This is a genomic window from Kitasatospora sp. NPDC096204, from assembly GCF_044763205.1.
Lineage (GTDB): Bacteria > Actinomycetota > Actinomycetes > Streptomycetales > Streptomycetaceae > Kitasatospora.
This window is the reverse complement of the sequence record NZ_JBIWFT010000004.1, coordinates 267,687-290,193: the sequence shown is the minus strand read 5'-3', so window position 1 is coordinate 290,193 and position 22,507 is coordinate 267,687. Positions and strand designations below refer to the sequence as shown.

At 74.5% G+C, this 22,507-nt stretch carries 21 protein-coding genes; 7 read left to right on the top strand and 14 right to left on the bottom strand.

The features are described from left to right. Positions 1 to 80 precede the first annotated feature (80 nt). Positions 81 to 275: a hypothetical protein gene (locus ACIQ87_RS06690; protein WP_402402552.1), complete on the top strand. Its 195-nt coding sequence runs from the start codon at positions 81 to 83 to the stop codon at positions 273 to 275. 111 nt (positions 276 to 386) lie between these two features. Here the strand turns inward: ACIQ87_RS06690 and ACIQ87_RS06685 are convergent, their stop codons facing one another. The 6 genes from ACIQ87_RS06685 to ACIQ87_RS06660 form a co-directional block, all read right to left on the bottom strand. Further along, positions 387 to 2,447, bottom strand: a complete 2,061-nt coding sequence (locus ACIQ87_RS06685; protein WP_402402549.1) for an ATP-binding protein — start codon at positions 2,445 to 2,447, stop codon at positions 387 to 389. A gap of 156 nt (positions 2,448 to 2,603) precedes the next feature. After that, positions 2,604 to 3,281, bottom strand: coding sequence for a response regulator (locus ACIQ87_RS06680; protein WP_402402547.1), 678 nt, complete (start codon positions 3,279 to 3,281; stop codon positions 2,604 to 2,606). After that, positions 3,278 to 4,687: a histidine kinase gene (locus ACIQ87_RS06675; RefSeq protein ID WP_402402743.1), complete on the bottom strand. Its 1,410-nt coding sequence runs from the start codon at positions 4,685 to 4,687 to the stop codon at positions 3,278 to 3,280. The genes ACIQ87_RS06680 and ACIQ87_RS06675 overlap by 4 nt, the downstream gene beginning before the upstream one ends. A 205-nt stretch (positions 4,688 to 4,892) precedes the next feature. Continuing rightward, entirely contained in the window at positions 4,893 to 5,741 is an 849-nt protein-coding gene (locus tag ACIQ87_RS06670; protein ID WP_402402545.1) for an ABC transporter permease, read from the bottom strand. Next, a complete protein-coding gene (locus tag ACIQ87_RS06665) occupies positions 5,738 to 6,691 on the bottom strand; it encodes an ATP-binding cassette domain-containing protein (protein WP_402402542.1) in 954 nt (317 codons plus the stop codon). The genes ACIQ87_RS06670 and ACIQ87_RS06665 overlap by 4 nt, the downstream gene beginning before the upstream one ends. 158 nt (positions 6,692 to 6,849) lie before the next feature. Then, entirely contained in the window at positions 6,850 to 8,160 is a 1,311-nt protein-coding gene (locus ACIQ87_RS06660; RefSeq protein WP_402402539.1) for a hypothetical protein, read from the bottom strand. A gap of 130 nt (positions 8,161 to 8,290) precedes the next feature. On the opposite strand from ACIQ87_RS06660, the gene ACIQ87_RS06655 reads away from it, so the two are divergent. The 3 genes from ACIQ87_RS06655 (at position 8,291) to ACIQ87_RS06645 (ending at position 10,278) form a co-directional block, all read left to right on the top strand. After that, the gene (locus tag ACIQ87_RS06655; RefSeq protein WP_402402536.1) at positions 8,291 to 8,683 is read left to right on the top strand and encodes a DUF302 domain-containing protein; all 393 of its coding nucleotides are present in this window, start codon (positions 8,291 to 8,293) and stop codon (positions 8,681 to 8,683) included. A 10-nt stretch (positions 8,684 to 8,693) separates the two neighbouring features. Then, positions 8,694 to 9,539 (top strand): universal stress protein, encoded by an 846-nt coding sequence (locus tag ACIQ87_RS06650; RefSeq protein WP_402402533.1) that lies wholly within the window; start codon positions 8,694 to 8,696, stop codon positions 9,537 to 9,539. Between the two features lie 154 nt (positions 9,540 to 9,693). Further along, positions 9,694 to 10,278: a hypothetical protein gene (locus ACIQ87_RS06645; protein WP_402402531.1), complete on the top strand. Its 585-nt coding sequence runs from the start codon at positions 9,694 to 9,696 to the stop codon at positions 10,276 to 10,278. On the opposite strand, the gene ACIQ87_RS06640 is transcribed toward ACIQ87_RS06645, so the two are convergent. Together ACIQ87_RS06640 and ACIQ87_RS06635 are read right to left on the bottom strand one after the other, a co-directional pair. Beyond that, entirely contained in the window at positions 10,244 to 11,254 is a 1,011-nt protein-coding gene (locus tag ACIQ87_RS06640) for an alpha/beta fold hydrolase (protein WP_402402528.1), read from the bottom strand. The two genes, ACIQ87_RS06645 and ACIQ87_RS06640, sit on opposite strands and share 35 nt — an antisense overlap. Before the next feature lie 132 nt (positions 11,255 to 11,386). Next, the gene (locus tag ACIQ87_RS06635; RefSeq protein ID WP_402402525.1) at positions 11,387 to 11,743 is read right to left on the bottom strand and encodes a DUF6300 family protein; all 357 of its coding nucleotides are present in this window, start codon (positions 11,741 to 11,743) and stop codon (positions 11,387 to 11,389) included. A 450-nt stretch (positions 11,744 to 12,193) separates the two neighbouring features. Here ACIQ87_RS06635 and ACIQ87_RS06630 point away from each other — a divergent pair, with 450 nt between their 5' ends. The 3 genes from ACIQ87_RS06630 to ACIQ87_RS06620 all read left to right on the top strand — a co-directional run bounded on the left by ACIQ87_RS06630 (position 12,194) and on the right by ACIQ87_RS06620 (position 16,467). Continuing rightward, positions 12,194 to 14,278: a transglycosylase domain-containing protein gene (locus tag ACIQ87_RS06630; protein WP_402402522.1), complete on the top strand. Its 2,085-nt coding sequence runs from the start codon at positions 12,194 to 12,196 to the stop codon at positions 14,276 to 14,278. 161 nt (positions 14,279 to 14,439) lie between these two features. Then, positions 14,440 to 15,216 carry an NAD(P)-binding domain-containing protein gene (locus tag ACIQ87_RS06625; protein ID WP_402402519.1) on the top strand — a complete coding sequence of 259 codons (777 nt, stop codon included), beginning with the start codon at positions 14,440 to 14,442 and terminating at the stop codon, positions 15,214 to 15,216. 162 nt (positions 15,217 to 15,378) lie between these two features. Then, positions 15,379 to 16,467, top strand: a complete 1,089-nt coding sequence (locus ACIQ87_RS06620; RefSeq protein ID WP_402402516.1) for a branched-chain amino acid aminotransferase — start codon at positions 15,379 to 15,381, stop codon at positions 16,465 to 16,467. 43 nt (positions 16,468 to 16,510) lie between these two features. On the opposite strand, the gene ACIQ87_RS06615 is transcribed toward ACIQ87_RS06620, so the two are convergent. The 6 genes from ACIQ87_RS06615 to ACIQ87_RS06590 are packed head-to-tail and all read right to left on the bottom strand — an operon-like array spanning position 16,511 to position 22,454. Then, positions 16,511 to 18,109 carry a long-chain fatty acid--CoA ligase gene (locus ACIQ87_RS06615; RefSeq protein ID WP_402402513.1) on the bottom strand — a complete coding sequence of 533 codons (1,599 nt, stop codon included), beginning with the start codon at positions 18,107 to 18,109 and terminating at the stop codon, positions 16,511 to 16,513. A 38-nt stretch (positions 18,110 to 18,147) separates the two neighbouring features. Further along, the gene (locus ACIQ87_RS06610; RefSeq protein ID WP_402402511.1) at positions 18,148 to 19,110 is read right to left on the bottom strand and encodes an alpha/beta fold hydrolase; all 963 of its coding nucleotides are present in this window, start codon (positions 19,108 to 19,110) and stop codon (positions 18,148 to 18,150) included. Then, positions 19,107 to 20,072: a beta-ketoacyl-ACP synthase 3 gene (locus tag ACIQ87_RS06605; protein WP_402402508.1), complete on the bottom strand. Its 966-nt coding sequence runs from the start codon at positions 20,070 to 20,072 to the stop codon at positions 19,107 to 19,109. The genes ACIQ87_RS06610 and ACIQ87_RS06605 overlap by 4 nt, the downstream gene beginning before the upstream one ends. After that, positions 20,069 to 20,881 (bottom strand): enoyl-ACP reductase FabI, encoded by an 813-nt coding sequence (fabI, locus tag ACIQ87_RS06600; RefSeq protein ID WP_402402505.1) that lies wholly within the window; start codon positions 20,879 to 20,881, stop codon positions 20,069 to 20,071. The genes ACIQ87_RS06605 and fabI overlap by 4 nt, the downstream gene beginning before the upstream one ends. Further along, positions 20,881 to 22,203 (bottom strand): beta-ketoacyl-[acyl-carrier-protein] synthase family protein, encoded by a 1,323-nt coding sequence (locus tag ACIQ87_RS06595; protein ID WP_402402502.1) that lies wholly within the window; start codon positions 22,201 to 22,203, stop codon positions 20,881 to 20,883. The genes fabI and ACIQ87_RS06595 overlap by 1 nt, the downstream gene beginning before the upstream one ends. Continuing rightward, the gene (locus ACIQ87_RS06590) at positions 22,200 to 22,454 is read right to left on the bottom strand and encodes an acyl carrier protein (RefSeq protein ID WP_402402500.1); all 255 of its coding nucleotides are present in this window, start codon (positions 22,452 to 22,454) and stop codon (positions 22,200 to 22,202) included. The genes ACIQ87_RS06595 and ACIQ87_RS06590 overlap by 4 nt, the downstream gene beginning before the upstream one ends. Positions 22,455 to 22,507 lie beyond the last annotated feature (53 nt).

The window sequence follows — 22,507 nt, the reverse complement described above, 5'->3', positions numbered from 1 at the left end:
ATGCGGCTGGGGCGGCGACAGGGGTGGCATGGAGGAGCAGGTCGAAGCGGACCTGCCTGTGGATTCCCGTGGAGGACCCCATGACCGACAGAACGGCCGGCACCGCATTGATGGCCGCCGGTGTCGCCGCGGTCTTCGCCGCGGTGGCCGTCGCCGCCGCCGTCCGGGCGTGCAGGTGCCCGACGCGCGGCAGCGAAGTCACCTCCGGGACCAAGCGCCACCGCCCCGGCCCCCCGATCATCACCCCTTCCTGCGCCAACCCGCCCTTCTGCTAGACGCAGCCCAGCCCCAGCCCCCGGCCGCCGCCCGGCGCCGGGGGCGCCTCAGGTCGGCCTGGGCCCGTTCGAGGCTTCGGGAGGGCCCGCCCCGGTGGCGGGGACCGGGCATCAGCCGTCGGCGGGGCGGCGCGGCAGCACCGCGTGCACCCGGGTGCCGTGCCGCAGCGCGTTCACGGTGCAGCTGCCGCCGATCTCCGCGGCCCGCTCGGACATCGACAGCAGCCCCACTCCCGGGTGCTCGGGGAGCCCGCTGCCCGGGCCCTTCCCGTCGTCCTCGACGTTGAGTTCCAGCTTCCCGGCGTCGACCCTGACGGACACCGTGACACTGGTCGCCCGGGCGTGGCGCAGCACGTTGTTGAGCGCCTCCGCGGTGATCCGGTAGACCGCGACCTCGACGGCGGCGGGCAGCGCGGGCAACGGGTCGGGCTCCAGCCGGGTCGCGACGGCGAGGTCCGGGCCGCTGAAGGTCTCGGCGAGCCGGCTCAGCGCCAGGGAGAGGCCGTAGTCCCCCAACGCGGTGGGGCCCAGGCGGTCGGTGATCCGCCGGACCTCCCGGACCGCCGAGGCGAGGTCGTCCGCGACCCGGTCCAGCACGGAGGAGAAGAGCGCCGGGTCGTCGACCGCGGCGGCGGCCTGGAGGCGCAGGCGCAGCCCGGCCAGCATCGGGCCGAGGCCGTCGTGGATGTCCCGGCGCAGCTGGCGGCGCTCCTCCTCACGGGCCGCGACGATCCGCTCGCGGCTGGCCCGCAGGTCCTCCGCCAGCTGGAGCGAGGCGACGGCGGGCGCGGCCTGGTCGGCGAGCGAGCGCAGGATGTCGCGGTCACTGTTGTCGAGCACCCGCTGGCCCTCGCGCGGGGCGGCGGTGAGCCGTCCGATCTGGTCCCCGCGATGCACCAGGGGAAAGCCCTCGCCGCTGCCGGAGAGCTCCCCGACTGCGGCCAGCGATCGTTCGCCGCTCCGCGTTGAGACGGTCAACTCCACACCGGGAAGCCGCAGTTCGTCGGCGACGGTGCGACACAGCACGTCCGGTACCTCCTGCGGGTCGACGGTCTGGCTGACCCGCCCGGCCAGGCTGCGCAACACCTGGTACGGCTGCGCGCGCGAGCCGTAGTACCAGCGGTCGACGATGCCGGAGGCCCAGCGCACGCCCCTGGGCAGGCCGACCGCGAGCAGGAAGACCGCGGCGACGACCAGCAGCGCCCCGGGGCCGCGACCGGGGATCAGCATGGTGGAGAGCAGACAGGCCACCACCACGAAGACCACGGCCAGCCCGGCTGCCACCAACAGGCCGACCAGGACCCTCCTGGCCGCCCGGTCCAGCCGCCAGGAACCGTCCCGGACGACGACGACGGCCAGGGCGACCGTCCACAGCGCCGAGGTGACCGCGAGCGCGACGTACGAGGGCGCACGCTGGTCGTCGAAGTAGTAGGCGAGTTCGGCCCCGCCCCACAGCAGGTAGACGCCGAGGGCGATCAACACGTTCTGGCGCCGCCGCCGGGACACCCCTCGGGTGCGGGCGAGCGGAACGAGTACCACCAGCACGACCATGGCGACGTACACGACGAGTTGGGTGATGTGCATCCGGTGGTCGAAGTCCCGCAGCCAACTCGCGACGGTGCTGCCGGCCAGCGGGTTCGGCTGGCCGAAGACGGTGGGCTGGTAGACGTCGTAGCAGGCCTGGGGCAGCTCCCACAGCCCCACGGCGACGATCGCGAACCACCACCGTCTGCTCGGCAGCGTCCCGTACGGCAGCCACAGTGGAAGAGCCAGCCAGACGGTGCCGCTGACGACGTAGCCCACCACCTCCAGGACCACCACGGCCCCGACCGCACGCGGGTCCCTCACCTCGCCCCAGAGCGGGGCCTGTGCCGCGTACGGGAGGATCAGCGCCGTCCCGTACGCGAGCAGCACCCAGCCGAGCTGGTTCCCGGGTCGGTGGGCGTGCAGCAGCACCCCTCCGGCGACGGCGGCGAGGCCGGTGCCGAGCACCGTGAGGTGGTGGGCGGGCACCGAGAGCCCGGGCACGCCCAGGTGGCTCACCACGTACCCGGCCCACAGGCCGCCGGCCACCAGGCAGACGAGCGCGCACAGCCCGGCCGCGGCGAGTTGCCGCTCGGCCGGGCCGGACTGTGGCCGCCATCCGGCTCTTCGCGTGCTCTCCGCAGCCATGTCCGCCCTTTCCCTCGCCGGGCACCTCCGGATCCCTGAAGTCTGCGCCACCTGTTGTCCCGGGCGCATGAGGCAGCGGCCCCGCCGGACTTCACGGCGGGCCCGGAGGGGGAAGGAGCGGGCCTGGGAGGCGGAGGGGCGGGCCCGCCGGGGTGGTCAGACCGGCGGGTTGGGGCGGGTCAGCCCGCGGTCGTAGGCGAAGATCACGGCCTGGACGCGGTCCCGGGCGCCGATCTTCGACAGCACCCGGCTGACGTGCGTCTTGACCGTCGACTCCGCCAGGACCAGGCGCTGGGCGATCTCGCTGTTGGACCAGCCGTGGGCGATGGCGACCAGGATCTCCCGCTCGCGGTCGGTCAGGGCGTCCAGCCGCGGATCCGCGGCCGGCACGGCGCCGGGCGGACGGACCGGCAGGCGGTGGGCGTAGGCGTCGAGCAGTCGCCGGGTGACGGCCGGGGCGACCACGGCGTCGCCCTCGGAGACCGCGCGGATGCCGGACAGCAGCTCCTCGGGCCGGGCGTCCTTGAGCAGGAAGCCGCTGGCACCGGCGCGCAGCGCGGCGTGCGCGTACTCGTCGAGGTCGAAGGTGGTCAGCACCAGGATGCGGGAGCGCCCTCCGGTGGCGACGATGCGGCGGGTCGCCTCGATGCCGTCCATGCCGGGCATCCGGATGTCCATCAGGACGACGTCGGGGCGCAGGTCGGCGGCCAGCCGGACGGCCTCGCCGCCGTGGGCCGCCTCGCCGACCACCTCGGTGTCGGGCTGGCTCTCCAGCAGCATGCGGAAGCCGTAGCGCTGCAAGGGCTGGTCGTCCACGATGAGGACGGTGGTCACGTCGGGCCGCCTGTCGGGTCGGGGGTGGGCTGAGGGCCTGCGGTGAGGTCCGGGCCGGCGGTGAGGCCCGGCGTGGGTTCGGTGTCCGGGACGGCGCCGGGGTTCGGCGTGGGTTCGGCGTCCGGCCCGGGGCCCGGGTTCGGCGTGGGTTCGGCGCCCGGCCCGGGGGTGAGGTCCAGGACGGCCTCCACGGCCCATCCCGCGCCGGGGGTGGGGCCCGCCGTGACGGTGCCGCCGTACAGGGCCGCGCGTTCGCGCATCCCGGCCAGGCCGTGGCCGTACCCGTGGGTGCGCCCGTGCCAGCGGGAGCCGCCGGGCGAACCGGTGTCCTCGACGCGGACCCGCAGGCGCTCGGCGTCGACGGTGAGCGTCACATGGGCGCGGGTCTCGGGCCCCGCGTGCTTGAGGGTGTTGGTGAGCGCCTCCTGCACGATGCGGTACGCCATCAGCTGGACGCCGCGGTCCAGGCGGCCCAGGGCGCCGGCGGCCGTGTAGACCACCTGCGGTCCGGCGGCGCGGATGCGGGCGCAGAGCCCGTCGAGGTCGGCGATGCCGGGCTGCGGGGTGTACTCGGCGGTCTGGTCCCCCTGGTCGCGCAGCACGCCGAGCATCCGCCGCAGTTCGCCGAGCGCCTGCCGGCTGGTGTCCCCGATCAGCAGCAGGGCCTCCCGACCGCGTTCGGGGGTGGCCTGCGCGGCGTACGCGCCGCCGTCGGCCAGGGTGACGATGACGGACAGGTTGTGGCCGATGATGTCGTGCATCTCCCTGGCCATACGGGCGCGTTCGGTGGCGGCGGCCAGCCGGCTGCGCTGGTCGCGCTCTACCTCCAGCCGGGCGGCCCGCTCCCGCAGCCCGGCGAGCTGGGCGCGCCGGACCCGCACCGCGATGCCCAGGGCCACGGCCGCCGTCGCGGCGCTGAACAGGAAGAACAGGGCGTCGCCGACCGGCAGCCCGCCGCCGGAGACGGCCACCGCGACCGGCGCGACGGCCACCGTCATGGCGGCGCAGGACCACGCCAGGTGCCGCAGCCGGCCGTGCAGCGCCAGGCTGTAGAGGGCGACCAGCAGGGCGGCGTCGGCGCGCAGCCCGACGTCCAGCGACCACTGCAGGACGAAGACGGCCATGATCGCGGCGAAGGCCGCCGTGGGCCGGCGCCGGCGCCACAGCAGCGGCAGCACCAGGCCGGCCTGGAGGGCGAGGGTCTGCGGCAGCGGCAGCCGGGTGAGCACGATCCGGTGCTCGCGCGGGCCGCCGTCGACGTGGCCGGGGAAGAGGTCGGGCAGGCAGAACAGCAGGAAGACGGCGGCCACCACCGCGGCGTCGAGCGCCCACGGGTGGTCGCGGTCCGCCTGCCGCAGCCGCTGGCCGATCCGGGCCAGGCGGGCGAACAGCGGGTGCCCGGACAGGAGGTCGCCGGCGGGGGTGTCGGCGGTCCGCGGGTCGGCGGCCGGGGTGCCCGCGGCCGGGGTGCCCGCGGCCGCGAACGGGCTCGTCGTGGTGGTGGCGGGGTCGCTCACCGGTGGCACCTCCCTGGTCGGCCGGGCTGTCGTGGTCGTGTCCGCGGCGCCGGTGGCTCCCGGCGCCGCGGTGGATGGACTCCTCCCGAGTCTCTCAGGCGTCGGTGCGTACCAGCCGCACGGCCGCCGCCCCGAGGGCGAGGACCGTCCAGCCGAGGAAGACGGCCAGCCCCACCGTCGGCGAGAGCGTGGTCGAGTCGTGGTGCAGGGCGAACATCGCCTCGCCCGCGTGGCTGGGCAGGTAGGGGCTGAGGTGGCTCTGCCAGGAGCTGGGCAGCAGCGAGGTGAGCCCCGGGATCAGCATCAGCGTGGCCACCAGCACCGCGATGCCGCCGGCCACCGAGCGCAGCAGCGCGCCGAGCGCGACGCCGATCACGCCGACCAGCGCGAGGTAGAGCCCGGCCCCCAGCAGTCCGCGGACCACCCCGGCGTCGGAGAAGCTCATCGCCACGCGGGTGCCGGACAGCACCCGGGTATCGGCGCCGAAAACCGCGAACACCCCGACGGTGCCGAGCACCAGCGCGATCAGCCCGTACACGGCGGCCTTGGACCAGAGCACCGGGAGGCGGCGCGGCACGGCGGCCAGCGTCGAGCGGATCATGCCGGTGGAGTACTCCCCGGCGGCGACCAGCACGCCGAGGATGCCGAGTGCCAGCTGGGCGAAGTTGGTGCCGAACAGGGACAGGCTCAGCGCGCTCGCGCCCGCGAAGTCCCGGTCCATCGGGCGGCCGGAGGACATCCGCGACTTGAACTGGTAGGCGGCGATCAGGCCGAAGGCGACCAGGAAGAGCAGTGCCAGCCCGAGGGTGATCCAGCTGGAGCGCAGCGACCACAGCTTCGCCCACTCGGAACGCAGCACCCGCAGGGGCGTCACCCGGTACGCGGGGCGGGCGGGCCGCACGCCACCGGGGGCGGGGACCGGGCTCGGTGCGATGGTGCTCATGCCACACTCCTCGAAGTCTCGGCGGCGGTGCCGTCGGCGGTGGTGATCGTGCCGTGGTACTCGACGGCGTCGCGGGTCAGGTCCATGAACGCCTCCTCCAGGGAGACCGCCCGGGGGGTGAGCTCGAACAGCGCGATGCCCTGCTCGGCGGCGGCCAGGCCGATCTCGCGGGCCGTGCGGCCGGTGACCAGCAGCTCCTCCGAGCCCGCCCGGCCGGTGACCTCCACGCCGGGGCCGGCCAGCGCGGCGCGCAGCCGGGCCGGGTCGGCGCTGACGACCTTGACCACGTCGCCGCCGGCCTGGCGGACCAGGTCCTGCACCGTCGTGTCGGCCAGCAGCCGGCCGCGGCCGACGACGATCAGGTGGTCGGCGACCAGGGCCATCTCGCTCATCAGGTGCGAGGAGACGAAGACGGTGCGGCCCTCGGCGGCGAGCGAGGTGAGCAGGTTGCGGATCCACAGCACGCCCTCGGGGTCGAGGCCGTTGACCGGTTCGTCCAGCATCACCGTGGCCGGATCCCCCAGCAGGGCCGAGGCGATCCCGAGCCGCTGGCCCATGCCGAGCGAGAACGCCCCGGCGCGCTTGCGGGCCACCGAGGAGAGGCCCGTCAGCTCGATGACCTCCTCGACCCGGCGGCGCGGGATGCCGTGGGTGTGGGCCTGGGCCATCAGGTGGTTGAAGGCGGAGCGGCCCGGGTGGATCGACTTGGCCTCCAGCAGCGCGCCGACCTCCTGGAGCGGTGCCGCGTGCTCGGCGTAACGGCGGCCGTTCACCCGCACCGAGCCGCTGGTGGGCGCGTCCAGCCCGACGATCATCCGCATCGTGGTGGACTTGCCCGCGCCGTTCGGCCCGAGGAAGCCCGTCACCGTCCCCGGCCGGACCGTGAAGTCCAGCTGGTCCACGGCCGTCTTCTCCCCGTACCGCTTCGTCAGCCGGTGCGCCTCGATCATCGCTCACCCCTGTGCTCCGGGGCCTGCCCTTCCGCCTGCCCTCGCGCACCACGCTACGTGCGGAGTCGGCTCCGATCCGTGGTACCGCGGTCCGATCATCGGCGAGCCCGTAGTACCGCGGTACCACCCCGACACCCCACCACGGCGGGTGGTCGGCGTCAGCGGTGCTCCGCCAGCACGGCTCTGACCTCGGCCAGCAGCGTCCGGTGGTCCTCGCCGTACGTGACGACCGCCGCGAACACCGCGTCGATCGCGGCCCGCAACGGGTCCGGCTCGGCCGCGCCGAGGACGGCGGGCAGCGCCATGTGCGGCTGCGACACCGGCGGGTCGGGATCGAGCGGACCGGGGACGAGACGGGCCGTGCGGGTCACGGCCGGCTCCGCGCCCGCGGCGGGCGGTGCCGGGGGCTCCTGCCGCTCCGTCACCGTACCGGTGGAGATCACCGGCGGTGGCACGGACACCGGCGCGAACATCGGCGACGGGGCGTAGAGGTCCGCGTGCGGGGGGCGGAAGGGCTCGCGCCCCGGTGCGACGGCCCGGCGGACCGTCCGGGCGGGGACGCGCGGGTCGGCGGCCAGGGCCTGCCAGAGCGCGTCCGGGTCGTCGAAGGGCGGCGGCAGCGGGCGGTCCTCCTCCAGCGCCGCCAGCGCGGCGGCGACCCAGTCGAGCCCGGCGAGGCCGGCTGCCGCGCAGGCCCGGCGGGCGGCGAACCGCGCCACCACGCGCTGGGCCCGGGGGCCGGCGTCGTCCAGGGCGTGCGGCAGGGACGCGTCGAACTCCAGCAGGCCGCGGACGTTGCCGACCACGCCGCGCAGGGCCTCGCTCGGCCGGCGTCCGCCCCACTCCCACAGCTCGGCGGCGGCCGCGTTCTCCCGCCTCACCCGCTCCCGCGCGCGACGGGCCCGGAGTTCCTCCGCGGCGCGTTCCTCCGGTGTGGGGGGCGGCGGCAGCTCCCGGGCGTAGTCGTGCCAGTACGCCGCCTTCCGCGAGGTCTGCCGCAGGACGCGGTCCGGCTCGGGCGGGGCCGGCCAGAACTGGAGCAGGTAGCGCTCCGCCCCCGGTTCGCCGGACGTCCGGGTGTCCAGCCGGTGCCCCTCGTCGAGGCCCCGGGCGCAGTAGCGCACCCGGTGGTCGCACTGCGCCAGTCCCAGCTCCCGGGCGTCGCCGCCGCCCCACTCCACCAGCAGGCTGGAGTCCGTGGCCGGACGGAAGGAGACCTCCACCACGTCCTCCCAGGCCTCGTCCAGCGGCGGGGCCTGCTCGTGCACCTCGACGGTGAAGCCGACGGCGCCGGTGTGCAGCCCGGTGGTCAGCCAGAGCGCCCCGGGGACGGCCGCGCCGCAGAGCCCCGCGCGCTGGCCGGCGAAGGCCCTCGCCAGGTCGGGCCCCGGGTAGTCGGGATCGCTCTCGACGTAGATCTGTCCGTAGTGGACCCGGACCTCGCCGTCCACCGGCCTGCGCACCCTCACCACACCCTCCCGAAATCGGTACGGCCCGAGCGTAGGCGGCACCACCGACACCGCGCCGCGGTCCGCTCCGGGAGGCGGCGGGCCCGGCACCCGTCGATACTGGGGCCGCCCGGACTCTTGTGGAGGAACCATGGACTACGGTCTCGGCGTCCGGCTCGACCGGCCGTTCGCGCAGGCGGTGGAGGCGGTCACCGCCGCGCTCAAGGAGCAGGGCTTCGGCGTCCTGACCACCATCGACGTCCGGGCGACGCTGCGCGAGAAGATCGGCGCGGAGATCGAGGACTACCTGATCCTCGGCGCCTGCAACCCCGCCCTCGCCCACCGCGCGCTCCGGGCCGACCGCCGCATCGGACTGCTCCTGCCCTGCAACGTGGTGGTCCGGGCGGACGGCGACGCCACCGTGGTGGAGGCCGTCGACCCGCAGACGATGGTCACCCTGGCCGGGCCGGAGGGCGGGCTGGGCGAGGTCGCGGACGAGGCGGCGCAGCGGCTGACCGCCGCCCTGGACGCGCTGCGCGGATGAGGAGCAGACCATGACCGCACCCGTCGTCGTCGGATTCGACGGCTCGCCAGAGAGCCTCGCCGCCACCAAGTGGGCCGCCCACGAGGCGCGGCGCCGCGCCTGCCCGCTCGACGTCCTGGAGGCCTGGCCGTGGCCGCACCGGGACGTGGTCGGCAGCGAGGAGACCTACCGGCACGCGCTGGACCGACTGGCGGTCCGGACGGAGGAGTTGCGCCGGCTGGTCGGGGACGAGCCGGTCACCTCGGCGGTCGTCCGGACCGACCCGGCGGAGGCGCTGGAGGCGGCCGGGAACTCGGCCTCGCTGCTCGTCCTGGGCTCGCGCGGGCTGGGCGCCGTGCGCGGTTTCCTGGTCGGTTCGGTGAGCCAGGAGGTGCTGCGGCGGGCGAGCTGCCCGGTGGCGCTGGTCCGGGCCGAGGCGGTCGAGTCCGACGGCCCGGTGCTGGTGGGCCTCGACCTGGCGCATCCGATGGACGACGTGCTGGCCTTCGCCTTCGACGCGGCCGCCCGGCGCCGGGCGCCGCTGCGGGTGGTGCACGTCTGGTCGCCGCCGGTCGCCAGCGAGTACATGGCGCTGCAGGCCGTGGGCGGGCTGAAGGGCGAACTCTCGTCGGTCGAGCGGACCCGCTTCGCCGAACAGCTGGACCCGTGGCGGGAGCGCCGTCCGGAGGTGTCGGTGACCGCGGACCTGATCCAGGGCAGCCGCTCCGTCGCCCTGGTGGACGCGGCGGCCGAGGCCCGGCTGCTCGTCATCGGCCGGCGCCTGCGCCGCACCCTGCTCGGCTCCCACCTCGGCCCGGTCGCGCACGCCGCGATCCACCACGTGCGGTGCCCGGTCGCGCTCGTCCCGCACAGCTGACGGGCCGGCGCCCGGGCCGGCCCTGTTCGGGGCCGTCGGCGGGACGTGCGCGGCGCGGAGCCGCTGGAGCGGGCCGTCGAGGAGCCGGCGTTCGGCCGGGGTCAGGGCGTCGAGGAACCGGTCCTGCCCGGCGGCGGCAGCCACAGCGACCGCCATGACCAGGGCACTCCCCCCGGTCCGTCAGGATGACGACGCGGCGGCGCCGGTCGGTGTCGTGCGGACGGCGTTCGACGAGCTGCCGGTCGGCCGGCTGGTCGAGGACGGGGACGGGGACGGGGACGGGGGCGGGGTTGCGGGCGGGTTCGATCTGTACCGCGCCTTCCCCCGGGACGCCCGGGACGACGCCGAGTCCGCCGCCGGCCCCGTCGACACGCCGCTGCCGTACGTCCGCGGCGACCGCGAGGGCGGGGACATCGAGGCCCACGCCCGGGGCTTCCGGGCCGCGGGCGTCCGCGATCCCACCACCGCGGCGGTCGCCGGTGCCGGGCACTTCGCCCAGGAGGAGCGGCCCGCCGCAGTCCGGGCGTCCTGCGCGACTTCGCCGCCGCACCGTCGACGCCGTGAGGGACGCCGTCGGCGCACGCGAGACGGCCCGACCGGGGGCGGGCGGCCCGGGAGCAGAGGCCCCGGGCCGCCGGCCGCCCGGTCGGGCCGGCCGCTCAGCGGGTTCAGCGGATACAGCGCGTACAGCAGGTGCCGCAGCGTCAGCGGGCTTCGCGCCGGCGGACGAAGCGGGTGAGCGCCGAGCCGGACACCAGCGCGGCGGCGCCGACGGCGCCGACCGCCGCGACGGCCTGGCCGTGCGAGCCGGTCGCCGCGAGCTCGGCCGCCGCGGCCGCGCCACCACTGCCGCCGCCACCGCGGCCGCTCCCACCGCCGTCACCGGCGACGCCCGCGGCCTCGCGGATCTGCCGGACGATCACGTCGGGGTGGGAGATCATCGACACGTGCGAGGAGTCGACCTCGACGGTGTGGGACTTGGCCCGCTTCGCCTCGAAACGTTCCAGGTCGGGGGCGATGGCCCGGTCCTGCTTCGAGACGACGAACCAGGACGGGATGTCGCGCCAGGCGGCGGCGGTGGCCTTCTCCCCGAACCCCTCCAGGGCCACCGGGCGCTGTTCGGCGGCCATCAGCCTGGTCCTGGACTCGGGCAGGTCGGCGGCGAAGACGTCCCGGAACTTGTCGCCCCGGAGGTAGAGGTCGGTCCCGCTGCCGCCACGTTCCGTGAACGGGACGGGGTTGAGCGCGGCGGCGAGGTCGCTGCCCGCGAACTTCGTCGACAGCTCCGCCGGGGACTCGCCCACGTCCGGCGCGAACGCCGACACGTAGACCAGGCCCTTGACGTTCGGGTTCCCGGCCGCGGCCTGGCTGATGACGGCGCCGCCGTAGGAGTGGCCTGCCAGGACGATCGGGCCGGCGATGCTCTTGAGCAGACTCGCCACGTCGGCGGCGTCATTGGCCAGGCCGCGCAGCTCGTTGGGCGGGGCGACGACGTCGAACCCGTCGTCCAGGAGGCGTGCGGCGACGTCGTTCCAGCCGGAGGCGTCCGCGAACGCGCCGTGCACCAGGACCACCGTCGGTCTTCCCCCGCCGCCGCCCGGCCTGCCGCCGGCTTCGGCGGCCAGGGCGGGCGAGACGGTGACGGCGACCGCGCAGGTCGCGAACGCCACCGTGACGGCGGAGGAGATCGTACGGCGGGACAGCGATATGCCCATGGTTCCTGCCCTTTCGGAGGAGGTGGGGGGCTGGAGCCACCCTGCCCACAGCGTCGCCCGGGCAGCACATCACACTGCGCATGCGGGTGAATCCGCACCGCTGTTCGGGTTTCCGCGCGGGCGCCTTCGGTTTCAGAGTTCCCCGGACCTGAACCGGGCGGCCTCGTCCTCCAGGTCCGCCAGGTCGGGTGTGCGGTGGCGGACGGCGCTCACCCACTGCTGGACGAGGGCCCTGAGGTCGGCGAGCCGGCCGGCGACCGGGCCGGCGAGGAGGGCGAGGAGTCCGGTCGCCGCCGGGTCGCCCTCGTCGCAGGTGGAGCAGAGGGCGGTCTCCTTGAAGCCGGTCACCTGTTTCCCGGCCTGGTTCGGCCAGGAGTGCGGGTAACGGGCGGTCAGAAGGGCCGGGATCCCGCAGCGCCGACAGGGCGGGAGGGCGGCGGTACGGACCTCGATGGCGTTCCTGGCCTTGATCCTTCCGAAGGTGTTCACCCGTACGGTCTACCCCTCTCGACCCTGGTCGATGACGCGGCGGACCGTGCGAACGGACCGGTGACCGGCGACGTCGGGACCGGCACCGGAAGGGACGCAACCTTTCACCCGGGTCACGGCATCCAAGTGATGTCAGGACCGTGGGCGGGAACGGGGGCCGCACCCGAAGTAATTCCGACGTGTTCGGACCGTCGATTTCTCCCATCCATGTAGTTCGCATGCGACTTGACCTGTCGTGGTCGAACTCCGCATCTGTTGCACAGCCGTGACGATCCGACAGGAAAATCCGTTCGACCAGCAGGTTCGGCGGGCTAGCATTCCGGAATGGAATCGAACCTCCCGCCCCTATGGAATTCCTCCGATGACGCGGATGCCGCGGATGCCGCGGATCTCCGCCCGTCCCGCCCCGCTCCGCTTCGGCTGGCCCGCCTCGGTGCGACCTTCATAGGCGTGAGCGTCGTGTCCGGTGTGCTGCTGGCGGGCATCGCCCTGCCCGCCGCCGGCGGCATCGGGCTGGCCGCCAAGGACACGGCGGAGGGATTCGACGAGGTTCCCGACGACTTCAAGACGCCGCCGCTGACCCAGGCGACCCAGATCTTCGACGCCAGGGGCGGCCTGATCGCCAAGGTCTACGAGCGCGACCGCACCGTCATCACCGCCGACCAGATGTCGCCGCTCATGCGACAGGCCCAGGTGGACATCGAGGACGCCCGCTTCTACGAGCACGGCGCCGTCGACCTCAAGGGCGTGCTCCGCGCGATCAGCAAGAACGCGGAGAGCGGCACCACCGCGCAGGGCGCCTCCACCCTGACCCAGCAGTACGTGAAGAACGTCAACGTGGAGCAGGCCGGCGACGACCGCGACGCGGTCCTGGAGGCCCAGCGCAAGACCCTGGGCCGCAAGATCCAGGAGCTCAAGGTCGCCATCAAGCTGGAGGAGGACCTGCCGAAGGAGCAGATCCTCACCAACTACCTCAACATCACGTACTACGGGAACGGCGCCTACGGGGTGGAGGCCGCCTCCCGGCGCTACTTCGGCAAGAGCAACAAGGACCTGACCGTCGCCGAGGCGGCGATGCTCGCCGGGCTGGTGCAGAACCCGTCCCAGTACGACCCCAAGCTGCACCCACAGGCCGCGCAGAACCGCCGCGACACCGTCATCGACAAGATGGTGGAGAACAAGCACATCACCGCCGACCAGGCGAAGGAGGCCAAGGCCGCCCCGCTGGGCCTCAACTACCAGGCCCCGCAGAACGGCTGCATCACCGCCCAGGCCGGGATGGGCTTCTTCTGCGACTACGTCCGCCACGTGGTCAAGCAGGACCCGGCCTTCGGCAAGAGCGCCGACGAGCGCAAGAAAGTGTGGAACACCGGCGGCCTGAACATCCACACCACGCTGGACCCGGACAAGCAGGCCGCCGCCCAGAACGCGGTGACCACCAACGTGCGGGTCACCGACAGCGTCTCCGCCGCCGTCTCCATGGTCGAGCCCGGTACCGGCAAGATCCTCGCCATGGCCCAGACCCGCCCCTACGGTCTACTGAAGGACAAGAACCAGACCGTCGTCAACCTCAACGTCGACTCGGCCATGGGCGGCGGCAACGGCTTCCAGCCCGGCTCCACCTTCAAGCCGGTCGTCGCGGCCGCGGCGCTGGAGGCGGGCCTGCCGGCGACCCAGGAGTACTCGTCCCCGAACAAGCTCGAGTACCCGACGATGAAGACCTGCGAGGGCACCTGGAAGAACGAGGCCCGGCCGAAGACGGTGGTGCCCAACGAGTCCGCGAACGAGAAGGGCCCCTACCAGCTGAAGGAGGCGATGGCCCTCTCGGTCAACACCTACTTCGTGCAGATGGAGCAGGAGATCGGCCTCTGCGCGGTCAAGCAGATGGCCAACAAGCTCGGCATCACCACCCGGGCCAGCGGCAAGCCCCTGGAGGAGGTCCCCGCGATGGCCCTGGGCGTCGAGGAGATGAGCCCGCTGACCATGGCCAACGTCTACGCGACCTTCGCCGCCCAGGGCACCTACTGCGCCCCGATCGCCATCAACAAGATCACCACGGTGGACGGCAAGGACGTCCCCGTCCCGGCCGGCCACTGCGAGCAGGCGTTCTCCGAGTCGACGGCCCGGGCGCTGAACACCGTCCTGAACGGCGTGACCGAGAACAACGGCACCGGCGCGGCGCTCAACCTGGAGGACAACCGGCAGATCGCGGGCAAGACCGGCACCTCGGACCACAAGAAGGCCGCCTGGTTCAACGGCTACACCCCGCAGCTCGCCACCGCCGTCTGGCTCGGCGGCCCGGACGGCGGCGTCGAGATGCGCGACATCACCATCAACGGGAAGCACCGCACCGAGGTGTTCGGCGCCGACGGCCCAGGACCGATCTGGCGGGACGCCATGGACCAGGCGCTCAAGGGCACGCCCAAGCAGTCCCTGCCGATGGCCGACATCCCCGACCCGGCGCCCCGGCCCAACCCCACCAGCACCGGGGCCACCACCGCGCCGGCCACCACCCCGCCCGCCCAGCAGCACTGACCGCGGGCGAAGCTCGTCCACTCCCCGGTCGGCGGCGGCGCGCCGGCCGGATCCGTGACGGTCACACCACCACGCAGAAGGTCACGGCGGGCATGAAAACATGCTTTGTCGGAATATCTCGGAATGTCTCGGAATACCGCAGACAGCGAAGGCAGTGACCAATGAAGCGCATCGGCATCATCGGAGTGGGCGAGATCGCCCGGGCCCTCGTGATGGGCCTGCAGGACGGGGACGATCCCGGGCCGGAGGTCTTCCTGTCCCCACGGGGCGCGCGCACCGCCGCCGAGCTGGCCGAACGGTACCAGGACGTCCGGGTCTGCGCCGACAACCAGGAGGTGGTGGACCGCTCCGACCTGGTGATCCTCGCCCTGCGCCGCCAGGACTGGCGCGCGGCCCTGACCGGGCTGACGGTGCCCGACGACCGGATCGTGGTCAACGTGATGCCCGGCGTCGGCACCGCGGAACTGCGCCAGGTCCTGGCCACCGGCGCGGAGGTGACCCACGCCATCCCGCTGCCCACCGTCCGCGAACGGCGCTGCATCACCGTCGTGTGCCCCTCGCACCCCGATGCGGACGCCCTGTTCGACCGGCTGGGCGGGGCACTCCCGGTCGCGGACGAGGCCGCCCTCAACGTCTTCTCCGCGCTGACGTCGACCCAGACCACCTACTACGCCTTCCTCACCACGCTGGTCTCCTGGGCCGCCGGTCAGGGCATCCCCGCCGCGGACGCCGACCGTTTCGTCCGCAGCCTCTACCAGGACGCCGGGCGCACCCTGGGCGACGAGACCCGGTCCCTGCAGCAGCTCGGGTCCGAGCACGAGACCCCGGGCGGGAGCAACGAGCGCGTCCGCACGATCTGGTTCGACCAGGCCAACACCGAGGCCCTGCGCGCCACCCTCGACGGCCTCGTCGCCCACCTCCACGGCAGCGACGCGTAGCGCGAACACCCCCGAGCCGTCGGTCCCGTGGGGGCCGACGGCTCGGCGCGCGGCCGGTCGCGCCGTATCACGTCCGGCTGACGACCGTTAGCATGACGGGTATGGCGCCGGAGGTTGGGCGCCGGTTCGCACAGATTCCACAGCGGTGTTGAGGAGTTGACGATGAGTCGCGCATTCCCTCTGGTCCGGAGGAACGATCCCGTCCCCGAGGAGGAGCGACGCACCGTCCTCGCCGCACCGGGGTTCGGGAAGTTCTTCACCGACCACATGGCCTCGGCCACCTGGACGCCCGCCGACGGCTGGCACGACCGCAGGGTCTCCGCGCTGGTGCCGTACTCGCTGCACCCGAGCGCCGCCGTGCTGCACTACGCCCAGGAGATCTTCGAGGGGCTGAAGGCGTACCGCCACGCCGACGGCAGCGTCTGGCTGTTCCGCCCGGAGTTCAACGCCCGCCGCTTCGCCCGCTCCGCCGAGCGGCTCGCCCTGCCGGTGCTGTCGGAGGAGGACTTCCTCACCAGCGTCGAGGAACTGGTCCGCGCCGACGAGGCGTGGGTGCCGGACTCCGCCGACGAGAAGAGCCTCTACCTGCGGCCGTTCATGTTCGCCTCGGAGGCCTTCCTCGGTGTCCGGCCGGCCGAGCAGATCGCCTACTCGGTCATCGCCAGCCCGGCCGGCCCGTACTTCGCCGGCGGTGTCACCGGCATCACGCTCTGGGTCAGCAGCAACTACACCCGCGCCGGGCGGGGCGGCACCGGTGCCGCCAAGTGCGGCGGCAACTACGCCTCCAGCCTGGCCGCCCAGTTGGAGTCCCGGAGGAACGGCTGCGACCAGGTGCTGTTCCTGGACGACACCGGCGGCGAGGGCGACCTGGAGGAGTCCGGCACGATGAACCTGTGCCTGGTCACCTCCGACGGCGAGCTGGTCACCCCCGCGCTCGGCAACATCCTCGACGGGGTGACCAGGGACTCGATCCTGTCCCTGGCGGGCGAGTTCGGGCTGACGCCGGTCGAGCGCTCGATCACCCTCTCCGAGCTGCGGTCCGGTGCCGCCGACGGCACGGTCACCGAGGTGTTCGCCGCCGGGACGGCCGCGGTGGTCACCCCGATCGTCGGATTCAAGGGCGAGGGCTACGAGTTCACCGTCGGCAGCGGCTCGCCGGGCAAGCAGACCCTCGCGATCCGCGAGCACATGCTGGACATCCAGTACGGGCGTGCCGAGGACGTCCACGGCTGGATGCGCAGGGTGGTGTGACCGCCCCGGGCGGCCCGGCCGGGCCGCCCGGCCCCGGGCCCGCTCAGTTCCCGAGCCGGCCCGCCTCCTCCTCCGGCACGACGACCTCGCGCTTGAGGATCTTCCCGGTCGGCCCCTTGGGCAGGGCGTCCACCGTCCAGACCAGCCGCGGGTACTTGTGCGGGGCCACCCGCTCCCGGACGAAGCCGCGGATCTCCTCCGGGGTCGCCGACGTGCCCTCGCGCAGGACCACGGCGGCGGCCACCTCCTGGCCGTGGGTGGGGTGGGGGACGCCGACCACCGTGGCCTCGGCGACCGCCGGGTGCTCGTACAGCACGTCCTCCACCTCCCTCGGGTAGACGTTGAAGCCGCCGCGGATGATGACGTCCTTGCGGCGGTCGACGATCCGGAAGTCGCCGCGCTCGTCGCGGGTGCCGAGGTCCCCGGTGTGCAGCCAGCCGTCCCGGACGGTCCGCGCGGTGGTGTCCGGCCGGCGCCAGTAGCCCTTCATCACGTTGTGGCCCCTGATCACCACCTCGCCGACCGTACCGTCCGGCACCTCCTTGCCGGACTCGTCGACGATCCGCATCCGCACCCCCTCGATCGGGATGCCGACGGTGCCCGCGATCCGCTCCCGGTCGCCGCGGTTGGCGCAGGCCAGCGGCGAGGACTCGGACAGCCCGTAGCCCTCCAGCACCACGCAGTCGAAGTCCGTCTCGAAGCCGCGCAGCACCTCCGGCGGCATCGAGGCGCCGCCGCCCAGGCACACCCGCAGCGAGGAGACGTCGTGCCCGGCGCGCTGCGGGTGCGCCAGCATCAGGGTGTACATCGTCGGGACGCCGAGGAAGACGCTCACCCGGTCGCGCTGGATCACCGAGAGCGCGCCCAGCGGGTCGAAGCGCGGCACCAGGGTCAGGCAGGCGCCGACGGACACCGCGCAGTTGAGGCCGAGCACCTGGCCGAAGGAGTGGAACAGCGGCAGCCCGCCGAAGATCACGTCCCCCTCGACCAGACCCAGGACCTGGACTCCCGCCCGGATGTTGCACACGATGTTGCGGTGGGTCAGCTCGGCGCCCTTGGGGGCGCCGGTGGTGCCGGAGGTGTAGAGGATGACCGCGGTGTCCTCTCCCCCGCGTCCCCCGTTCTCCGGCGGGCCGGCCGGCTGCCGCGCGAGCGCCGCGGCGAGGTCGGCCGGCTCGACGGGGACCAGCCGGGTGCGGGTGCGCCGCGCGCCCTCGACCGCCTGCTCGGCGCCCGCGTGCCAGGCGAGCAGCAGGGCGGCCTCGGCATCGGCGAGGCAGTGCTCGATCTCCCGGGCCTTCAGCAGCGGGTTCATCGGGACGACCACCGCCCCGGCGCGCAGGATGCCGTAGTACAGCACCGCGAACTCCGGGACGTTGGGCAGCAGTACGGCCACCCGGTCGCCGGGCACGACGCCGAGCGCGGTCAGCCAGTGCGCGGCCCGGGTGCTGCGCGCGTCCAGCTCGGCGTAGCCCAGCACCTCCTCGTCGAGCCGCAGGACGGGGTGCTCCGGACAGCGCGCGGCGGTCGCGGTGAGCAGGTCGGGAATGCCGTACTGCGGGCTTGGAGAGCCGTGCGACTGGTCGGGAGAGCCGTGCGACTGGTCGGCGCTTCGGTCGGTCGGGGCGGGGACGGCGGGCATGCGGACGCTCCTCGGGGCGGCGGGGCTCGGGCTGATCCTCATACGGTCGGGCGGACGCCGCCGGGCGACGCGGCGGTCCCGCCGCTGTCCGCGGACTCCGCGGACTCCTCGGCCTCCTCGGCACCCGCGGCATCTCCTGCGGCGGCGAGCATCCACGGAGCGATCCGCTCCACCAGCCCGCGGTTGTGCCGGATCCAGCGGAAGTGGTCCAGCGGGCGCCCGTCCGCCCGCTCGGCGGTGTAGCTCCAGCGCTCCACCCGGGCCGAGCGGAGCTTGGCGCACAGGTGGTCGACGGCCCGCGGCGGGGCGAGTTCGTCGCCCTCGACGTCCACCGCCAGCACCGGCAGGTCGACCCGGGCCAGCGCCCGTTCGTAGTCGGTGACGGCGCCGCGCGCCCGGTAGCGGCCGGTGCGCATCTGCCGCGCCCAGTCCCGCATCAGCCGGGCCGACTCGCGGCCGCCGAAGCCGAAGCGCTCGCCCGGCCAGTGGCCGACCGCCGCCGAGGCGACGATCGAGAACTGGCTCAGTGCCAGCCGGCGCAGGCCCGCCCGTACGCCGAAGGTCCGGTACCAGGCCGATCCGCCGGCCACCAGCACCACGCCGGCCAGCCGGGGCCGGAAGACGCCGCAGTGCACCAGGCCCAGCTGCCCGCCCAGGCTGTGGCCGAGCAGCAGGCGCGGCGCGCCGGGGAACGCCTCGGCCACCGCGTCGAGCACCGCCCCGAAGTCGTGCTCCACCAGCTCGCGGAAGCCGAAGGCGACCCCGCGCCGCGGCACCGGAACGCTCTCGCCGTGACCGCGCAGGTCGCAGGTGGCCACGCTCAGCCCGGCCGCGTGCAGCGCGCGGACCAGCGGGGCGTAGTGCCGGGCGGCCGTCCCCATCGCCGGCAGGATGGTCACCACCGGGGCGGCCGGCTCCGGCCGGGCCAGCGCCCGGACGGTGAGCCGGGCCCCGTCGGGCGCGGTGATCTCGGCGATCACCGGGAACCGGGGCGTTCTCATGTCCGCACCTCCCGCTCGGCACCGGCGCCCGGCCGCCAGCCGATCACCCCGGCGCCCCAGGTGATGCCCGCCCCGAACGCGGCGAGGCCGAGCAGCCGGGGGCCGTCCAGCAGGCCCTCCTCGCGGGCGTGGGTCAGGCCCAGCGGGATCGAGGCCGCCGAGGTGTTGGCGACCCGGTGGACGTTCAGGTAGAGCCGCTCCGGGGGCAGCCCCACCTCCTTGCCGACCGCCCGCACGATCCGGGCGTTGGCCTGGTGGGCGACGAACAGGTCGAGGTCCTCGCAGGTCAGGCCGCGCCGGTCGAGCACCTCCCGGGTGGCGGCGGACATCTTCTCCACCGCGTGGTCGAACACCTCCCGGCCGTCCATCCGCAGCTTGCGGTCGTCCCGGTCGGCGTAGAGCAGCGGGATCTGCTCGCCGTCGCTGCCGAGCGAGAAGCACGGGTCGGGCGCGCCGGGCACGTCGGCGACCACGGCGGCGCCGGCGCCGTCGGCCAGCAGCACCGCGGTGCCGCGGTCCTCGTGGTCGGTGATCCGGGTCAGCGCGTCGGCACCGCAGACCAGCACCGCCTCGGCCCGGCCGGTCTCGATCAGCGCGGCGGCGTGGTCCAGGCCGTAGACGAACCCGGCGCAGGCCGCGTGCAGGTCGAAGGCGGTGGCCCGTGGCATCCCGAGCCGGGCGGCGACCTCCACCGACACGCCGGGGGTGACCCGGTCCGGGGTGATGGTGGCGACCACCACGTGCCGGATGCCGGCGGCGCTGCGCCCGGCGTGCCGCAGTGCCCGTTCGGCGGCGGCCACCGCGAGGTCGGCGAGCCGGCCGTCCGGCGCGAGGAAGCGGCGCTCCTCGATGCCGGTCCGTTTGACGATCCACTCCGGGGAGGCGCCGATCCGCTCGAAGTACGCGTTGGGCACGACCCGTTCGGGCAGGGCGGCGCCGACGCCGACGATGGCGGGCGTCATGCCGCGCCTCCTTCGGCGAAGGCCGGGCCGGTGCCCATCCGGACGGCGTGCATCCCGCCGTCGGCGTGCAGGATCTCCCCGCTGACGGTGGCGGCGAGGTCGGAGAGCAGGAACAGCACGGGGCCGACCACCACGGCCGGGTCGGTGCGGTCCCAGCCGAGCGGGGCCTCGGCCTGCCAGCGGTCGGCGATCCGGTCGAAGGTGCTGATCGCCTGCCCGGCGACGGTCTCCACCGGTCCTGCGGCCACCAGGTTGACCCGGATGCCGGACGGGCCGAGGTACATCGCCAGGTACCGGCAGACCGCGCCGAGGGCCGCCTTGCCCACGCCCATCCAGTCGTAGCCGGCCCAGGCGCCGTCGGCGTCGAAGTCCAGCCCGACGACGCTGCCGCGCCGCCCGTCCGCGCCGAGCAGCGGGGCCAGGGCGGTGGCCAGCGAGTGCAGCGAGACGGCCGCGGTGCGCAGCGCCAGGCCGGCGGCCTCCGGCGGGGTGGTGAGGAAGTTGCCGCTCAGCGCCGTCTGCTCGGCGGCGGCCACCGCGTGCAGCACGCCGTCGACCCCGCCCCAGCGCCGTTCGAGGTCCTCGGCCAGCCGGGCGAAGTCCTCGGGCCGGGTGACGTCCAGCTCCAGCACCTCGGTGGGGCGGGGCAGGACGCCCGCGGCCTTCTCGGTGATCCGCCGGGCCCGGCCGAAGCCGGTGAGCAGGACCTCGGCGCCGGCTTCCTGGAGCGCCCTGGCGGTGTGCCAGGCGATGGAGTCCTGGTTGAGGACACCGGTGATCAGATAGCGGCGTCCGTGGAAGCCGAGCATCACTCCTGGCCTTTCGTCGTACCGGGCGTACCGGGCGTACCCGTTGCACCGGTTGCGCTGGTTCCACCGGATGCGCTGGTTGCACCGGCCCTCCCGGCCGGGTCCGGTGCCTCGGCCGCCGCCAGCACCAGGGCCGCGTTGTGCCCGCCGAAGCCGAAGGAGGTGGAGAGCCCGGCCCGGCGGCCGCCGGGCAGGGCGGGGGCGGCGAGCGGGGTGGCGCGGCGGATCAGGTTCAGCGGGCCGAGCCGCTCGTCCGGCTCGCGCAGTCCGGCGGTGGGCGGGGCGGTGGCGTGGCGCAGTGCCTGCAGGGTGGCGATGGCCTCCACCGCGCCGGCCGCGCCGAAGAGGTGGCCGGTGCCGGACTTGGTGGAGGACAGCGGGACCGCCTCCACCGCCGGTCCGAGGGCCAGTCGCAGCGCCTCGCACTCCGCGCGGTCGTTGAGGACGGTCCCGGTGCCGTGCGCGTTGAGGTAGCCGAGCTGCCCGGGGGTGACGCCGGCCGCGTCGAGGGCCAGGGTCACGGCCCGGGCCGCGGGTTCGCCGGTCGGGTCCGGGGCGGTGAGGTGGTGGGCGTCGCAGGTGGCGCCGTAGCCGAGCACCTCGCCGAGCACGGTGGCGCCCCGCGCGGCGGCGCCGGCCTCGGTCTCCAGGACCAGGATTCCGGCGCCCTCACCGATCAGCAGGCCGTCCCGGTCGCGGTCGAAGGGCACCGACCGGCCGCTCTCGGACAGCGCCCCGGCGGTCCGGAAGGCGGCCCGCACCAGTTCGGAGGTGGAGGCCTCGGCGCCGCCGACCACCACCGCGTCGGCGGCGCCCGCGGCGAGCAGCAGCAGGGCGGTGCCGATCGCCTGGGTCGCGCTGCTGCAGGCGGAGGCCAGGCAGAGCGCCTCGCCGCGGAAGCCGTGGTGCCGGGCGATCTGCGAGGCCGCGGCGTTGGCCATCATGGCGGGCACCATGAGCGGGGAGACGAACTCCCCGCCCTGCTGCCGGTGCACCTCGGCCTGGCGCTCGAAGCTCGCCGTCCCGCCGAGCGCGCAGCCGACCACGCAGGCGATCCGCTCGGCGGGGTAGGGCGGTGGGCCGTCCGTCCAGCCCGCCTGGGCCAGCGCCTCGGCGGCGGCGACGAGTGCGAGCTGGGTGAAGCGGTCGGTGCGGCGGAGCTGCTGGCGCGACAGGTGGTCGGCGGGCCGGAAGTCCCGGCAGAGCCCGAGCCCGTCGGCGAGTCCGCTCTCCCCGGCCACCGCCCGCCGGTGGAGTTCCTCGGCGCCCACGCCCAGCGGGGTCACCGCGCCCAGGCCCGTGACGACGGCCCGGGGCCTCACTCCAGCCCGGCCTTCCTGCAGCACAGGGCGAGCACCTCGCCGACGGTGTACAGCTGGTCGAAGTCCTTGGGCTTCACCGGGATGTCCAGCTGCTTGCGGATGGACTGGCTGAGCTCGACCAGGTCGAGCGAGTCGATCTCCAGCTCGTCCAGGGCGGCGTCGTCGACGATGCCCTCGCGGTCGACGCCGAGGTCGACCAGGGCGTCGACGACGAAGGTCTCGATGGCGGTGCGGTCCAGTGTGTCGGGCATGGCTCTCCTCGTCCGCGCGGGGCGGCGGTGGCGGTGCGGGGGACCTACGGGGT

Coding starts and splice junctions, on each gene's coding strand:
- ACIQ87_RS06690 (WP_402402552.1), top strand. CDS start 81: ATGACCGACAGAACGGCCGGCACCGCATTGATGGCCGCCGGTGTCGCC.
- ACIQ87_RS06685 (WP_402402549.1), bottom strand. CDS start 2,447: ATGGCTGCGGAGAGCACGCGAAGAGCCGGATGGCGGCCACAGTCCGGC.
- ACIQ87_RS06670 (WP_402402545.1), bottom strand. CDS start 5,741: ATGAGCACCATCGCACCGAGCCCGGTCCCCGCCCCCGGTGGCGTGCGG.
- ACIQ87_RS06665 (WP_402402542.1), bottom strand. CDS start 6,691: ATGATCGAGGCGCACCGGCTGACGAAGCGGTACGGGGAGAAGACGGCC.
- ACIQ87_RS06655 (WP_402402536.1), top strand. CDS start 8,291: ATGGACTACGGTCTCGGCGTCCGGCTCGACCGGCCGTTCGCGCAGGCG.
- ACIQ87_RS06650 (WP_402402533.1), top strand. CDS start 8,694: ATGACCGCACCCGTCGTCGTCGGATTCGACGGCTCGCCAGAGAGCCTC.
- ACIQ87_RS06645 (WP_402402531.1), top strand. CDS start 9,694: ATGACCAGGGCACTCCCCCCGGTCCGTCAGGATGACGACGCGGCGGCG.
- ACIQ87_RS06640 (WP_402402528.1), bottom strand. CDS start 11,254: ATGGGCATATCGCTGTCCCGCCGTACGATCTCCTCCGCCGTCACGGTG.
- ACIQ87_RS06625 (WP_402402519.1), top strand. CDS start 14,440: ATGAAGCGCATCGGCATCATCGGAGTGGGCGAGATCGCCCGGGCCCTC.
- ACIQ87_RS06620 (WP_402402516.1), top strand. CDS start 15,379: ATGAGTCGCGCATTCCCTCTGGTCCGGAGGAACGATCCCGTCCCCGAG.
- ACIQ87_RS06615 (WP_402402513.1), bottom strand. CDS start 18,109: ATGCCCGCCGTCCCCGCCCCGACCGACCGAAGCGCCGACCAGTCGCAC.
- ACIQ87_RS06610 (WP_402402511.1), bottom strand. CDS start 19,110: ATGAGAACGCCCCGGTTCCCGGTGATCGCCGAGATCACCGCGCCCGAC.
- ACIQ87_RS06605 (WP_402402508.1), bottom strand. CDS start 20,072: ATGACGCCCGCCATCGTCGGCGTCGGCGCCGCCCTGCCCGAACGGGTC.
- fabI (WP_402402505.1), bottom strand. CDS start 20,881: ATGCTCGGCTTCCACGGACGCCGCTATCTGATCACCGGTGTCCTCAAC.
- ACIQ87_RS06590 (WP_402402500.1), bottom strand. CDS start 22,454: ATGCCCGACACACTGGACCGCACCGCCATCGAGACCTTCGTCGTCGAC.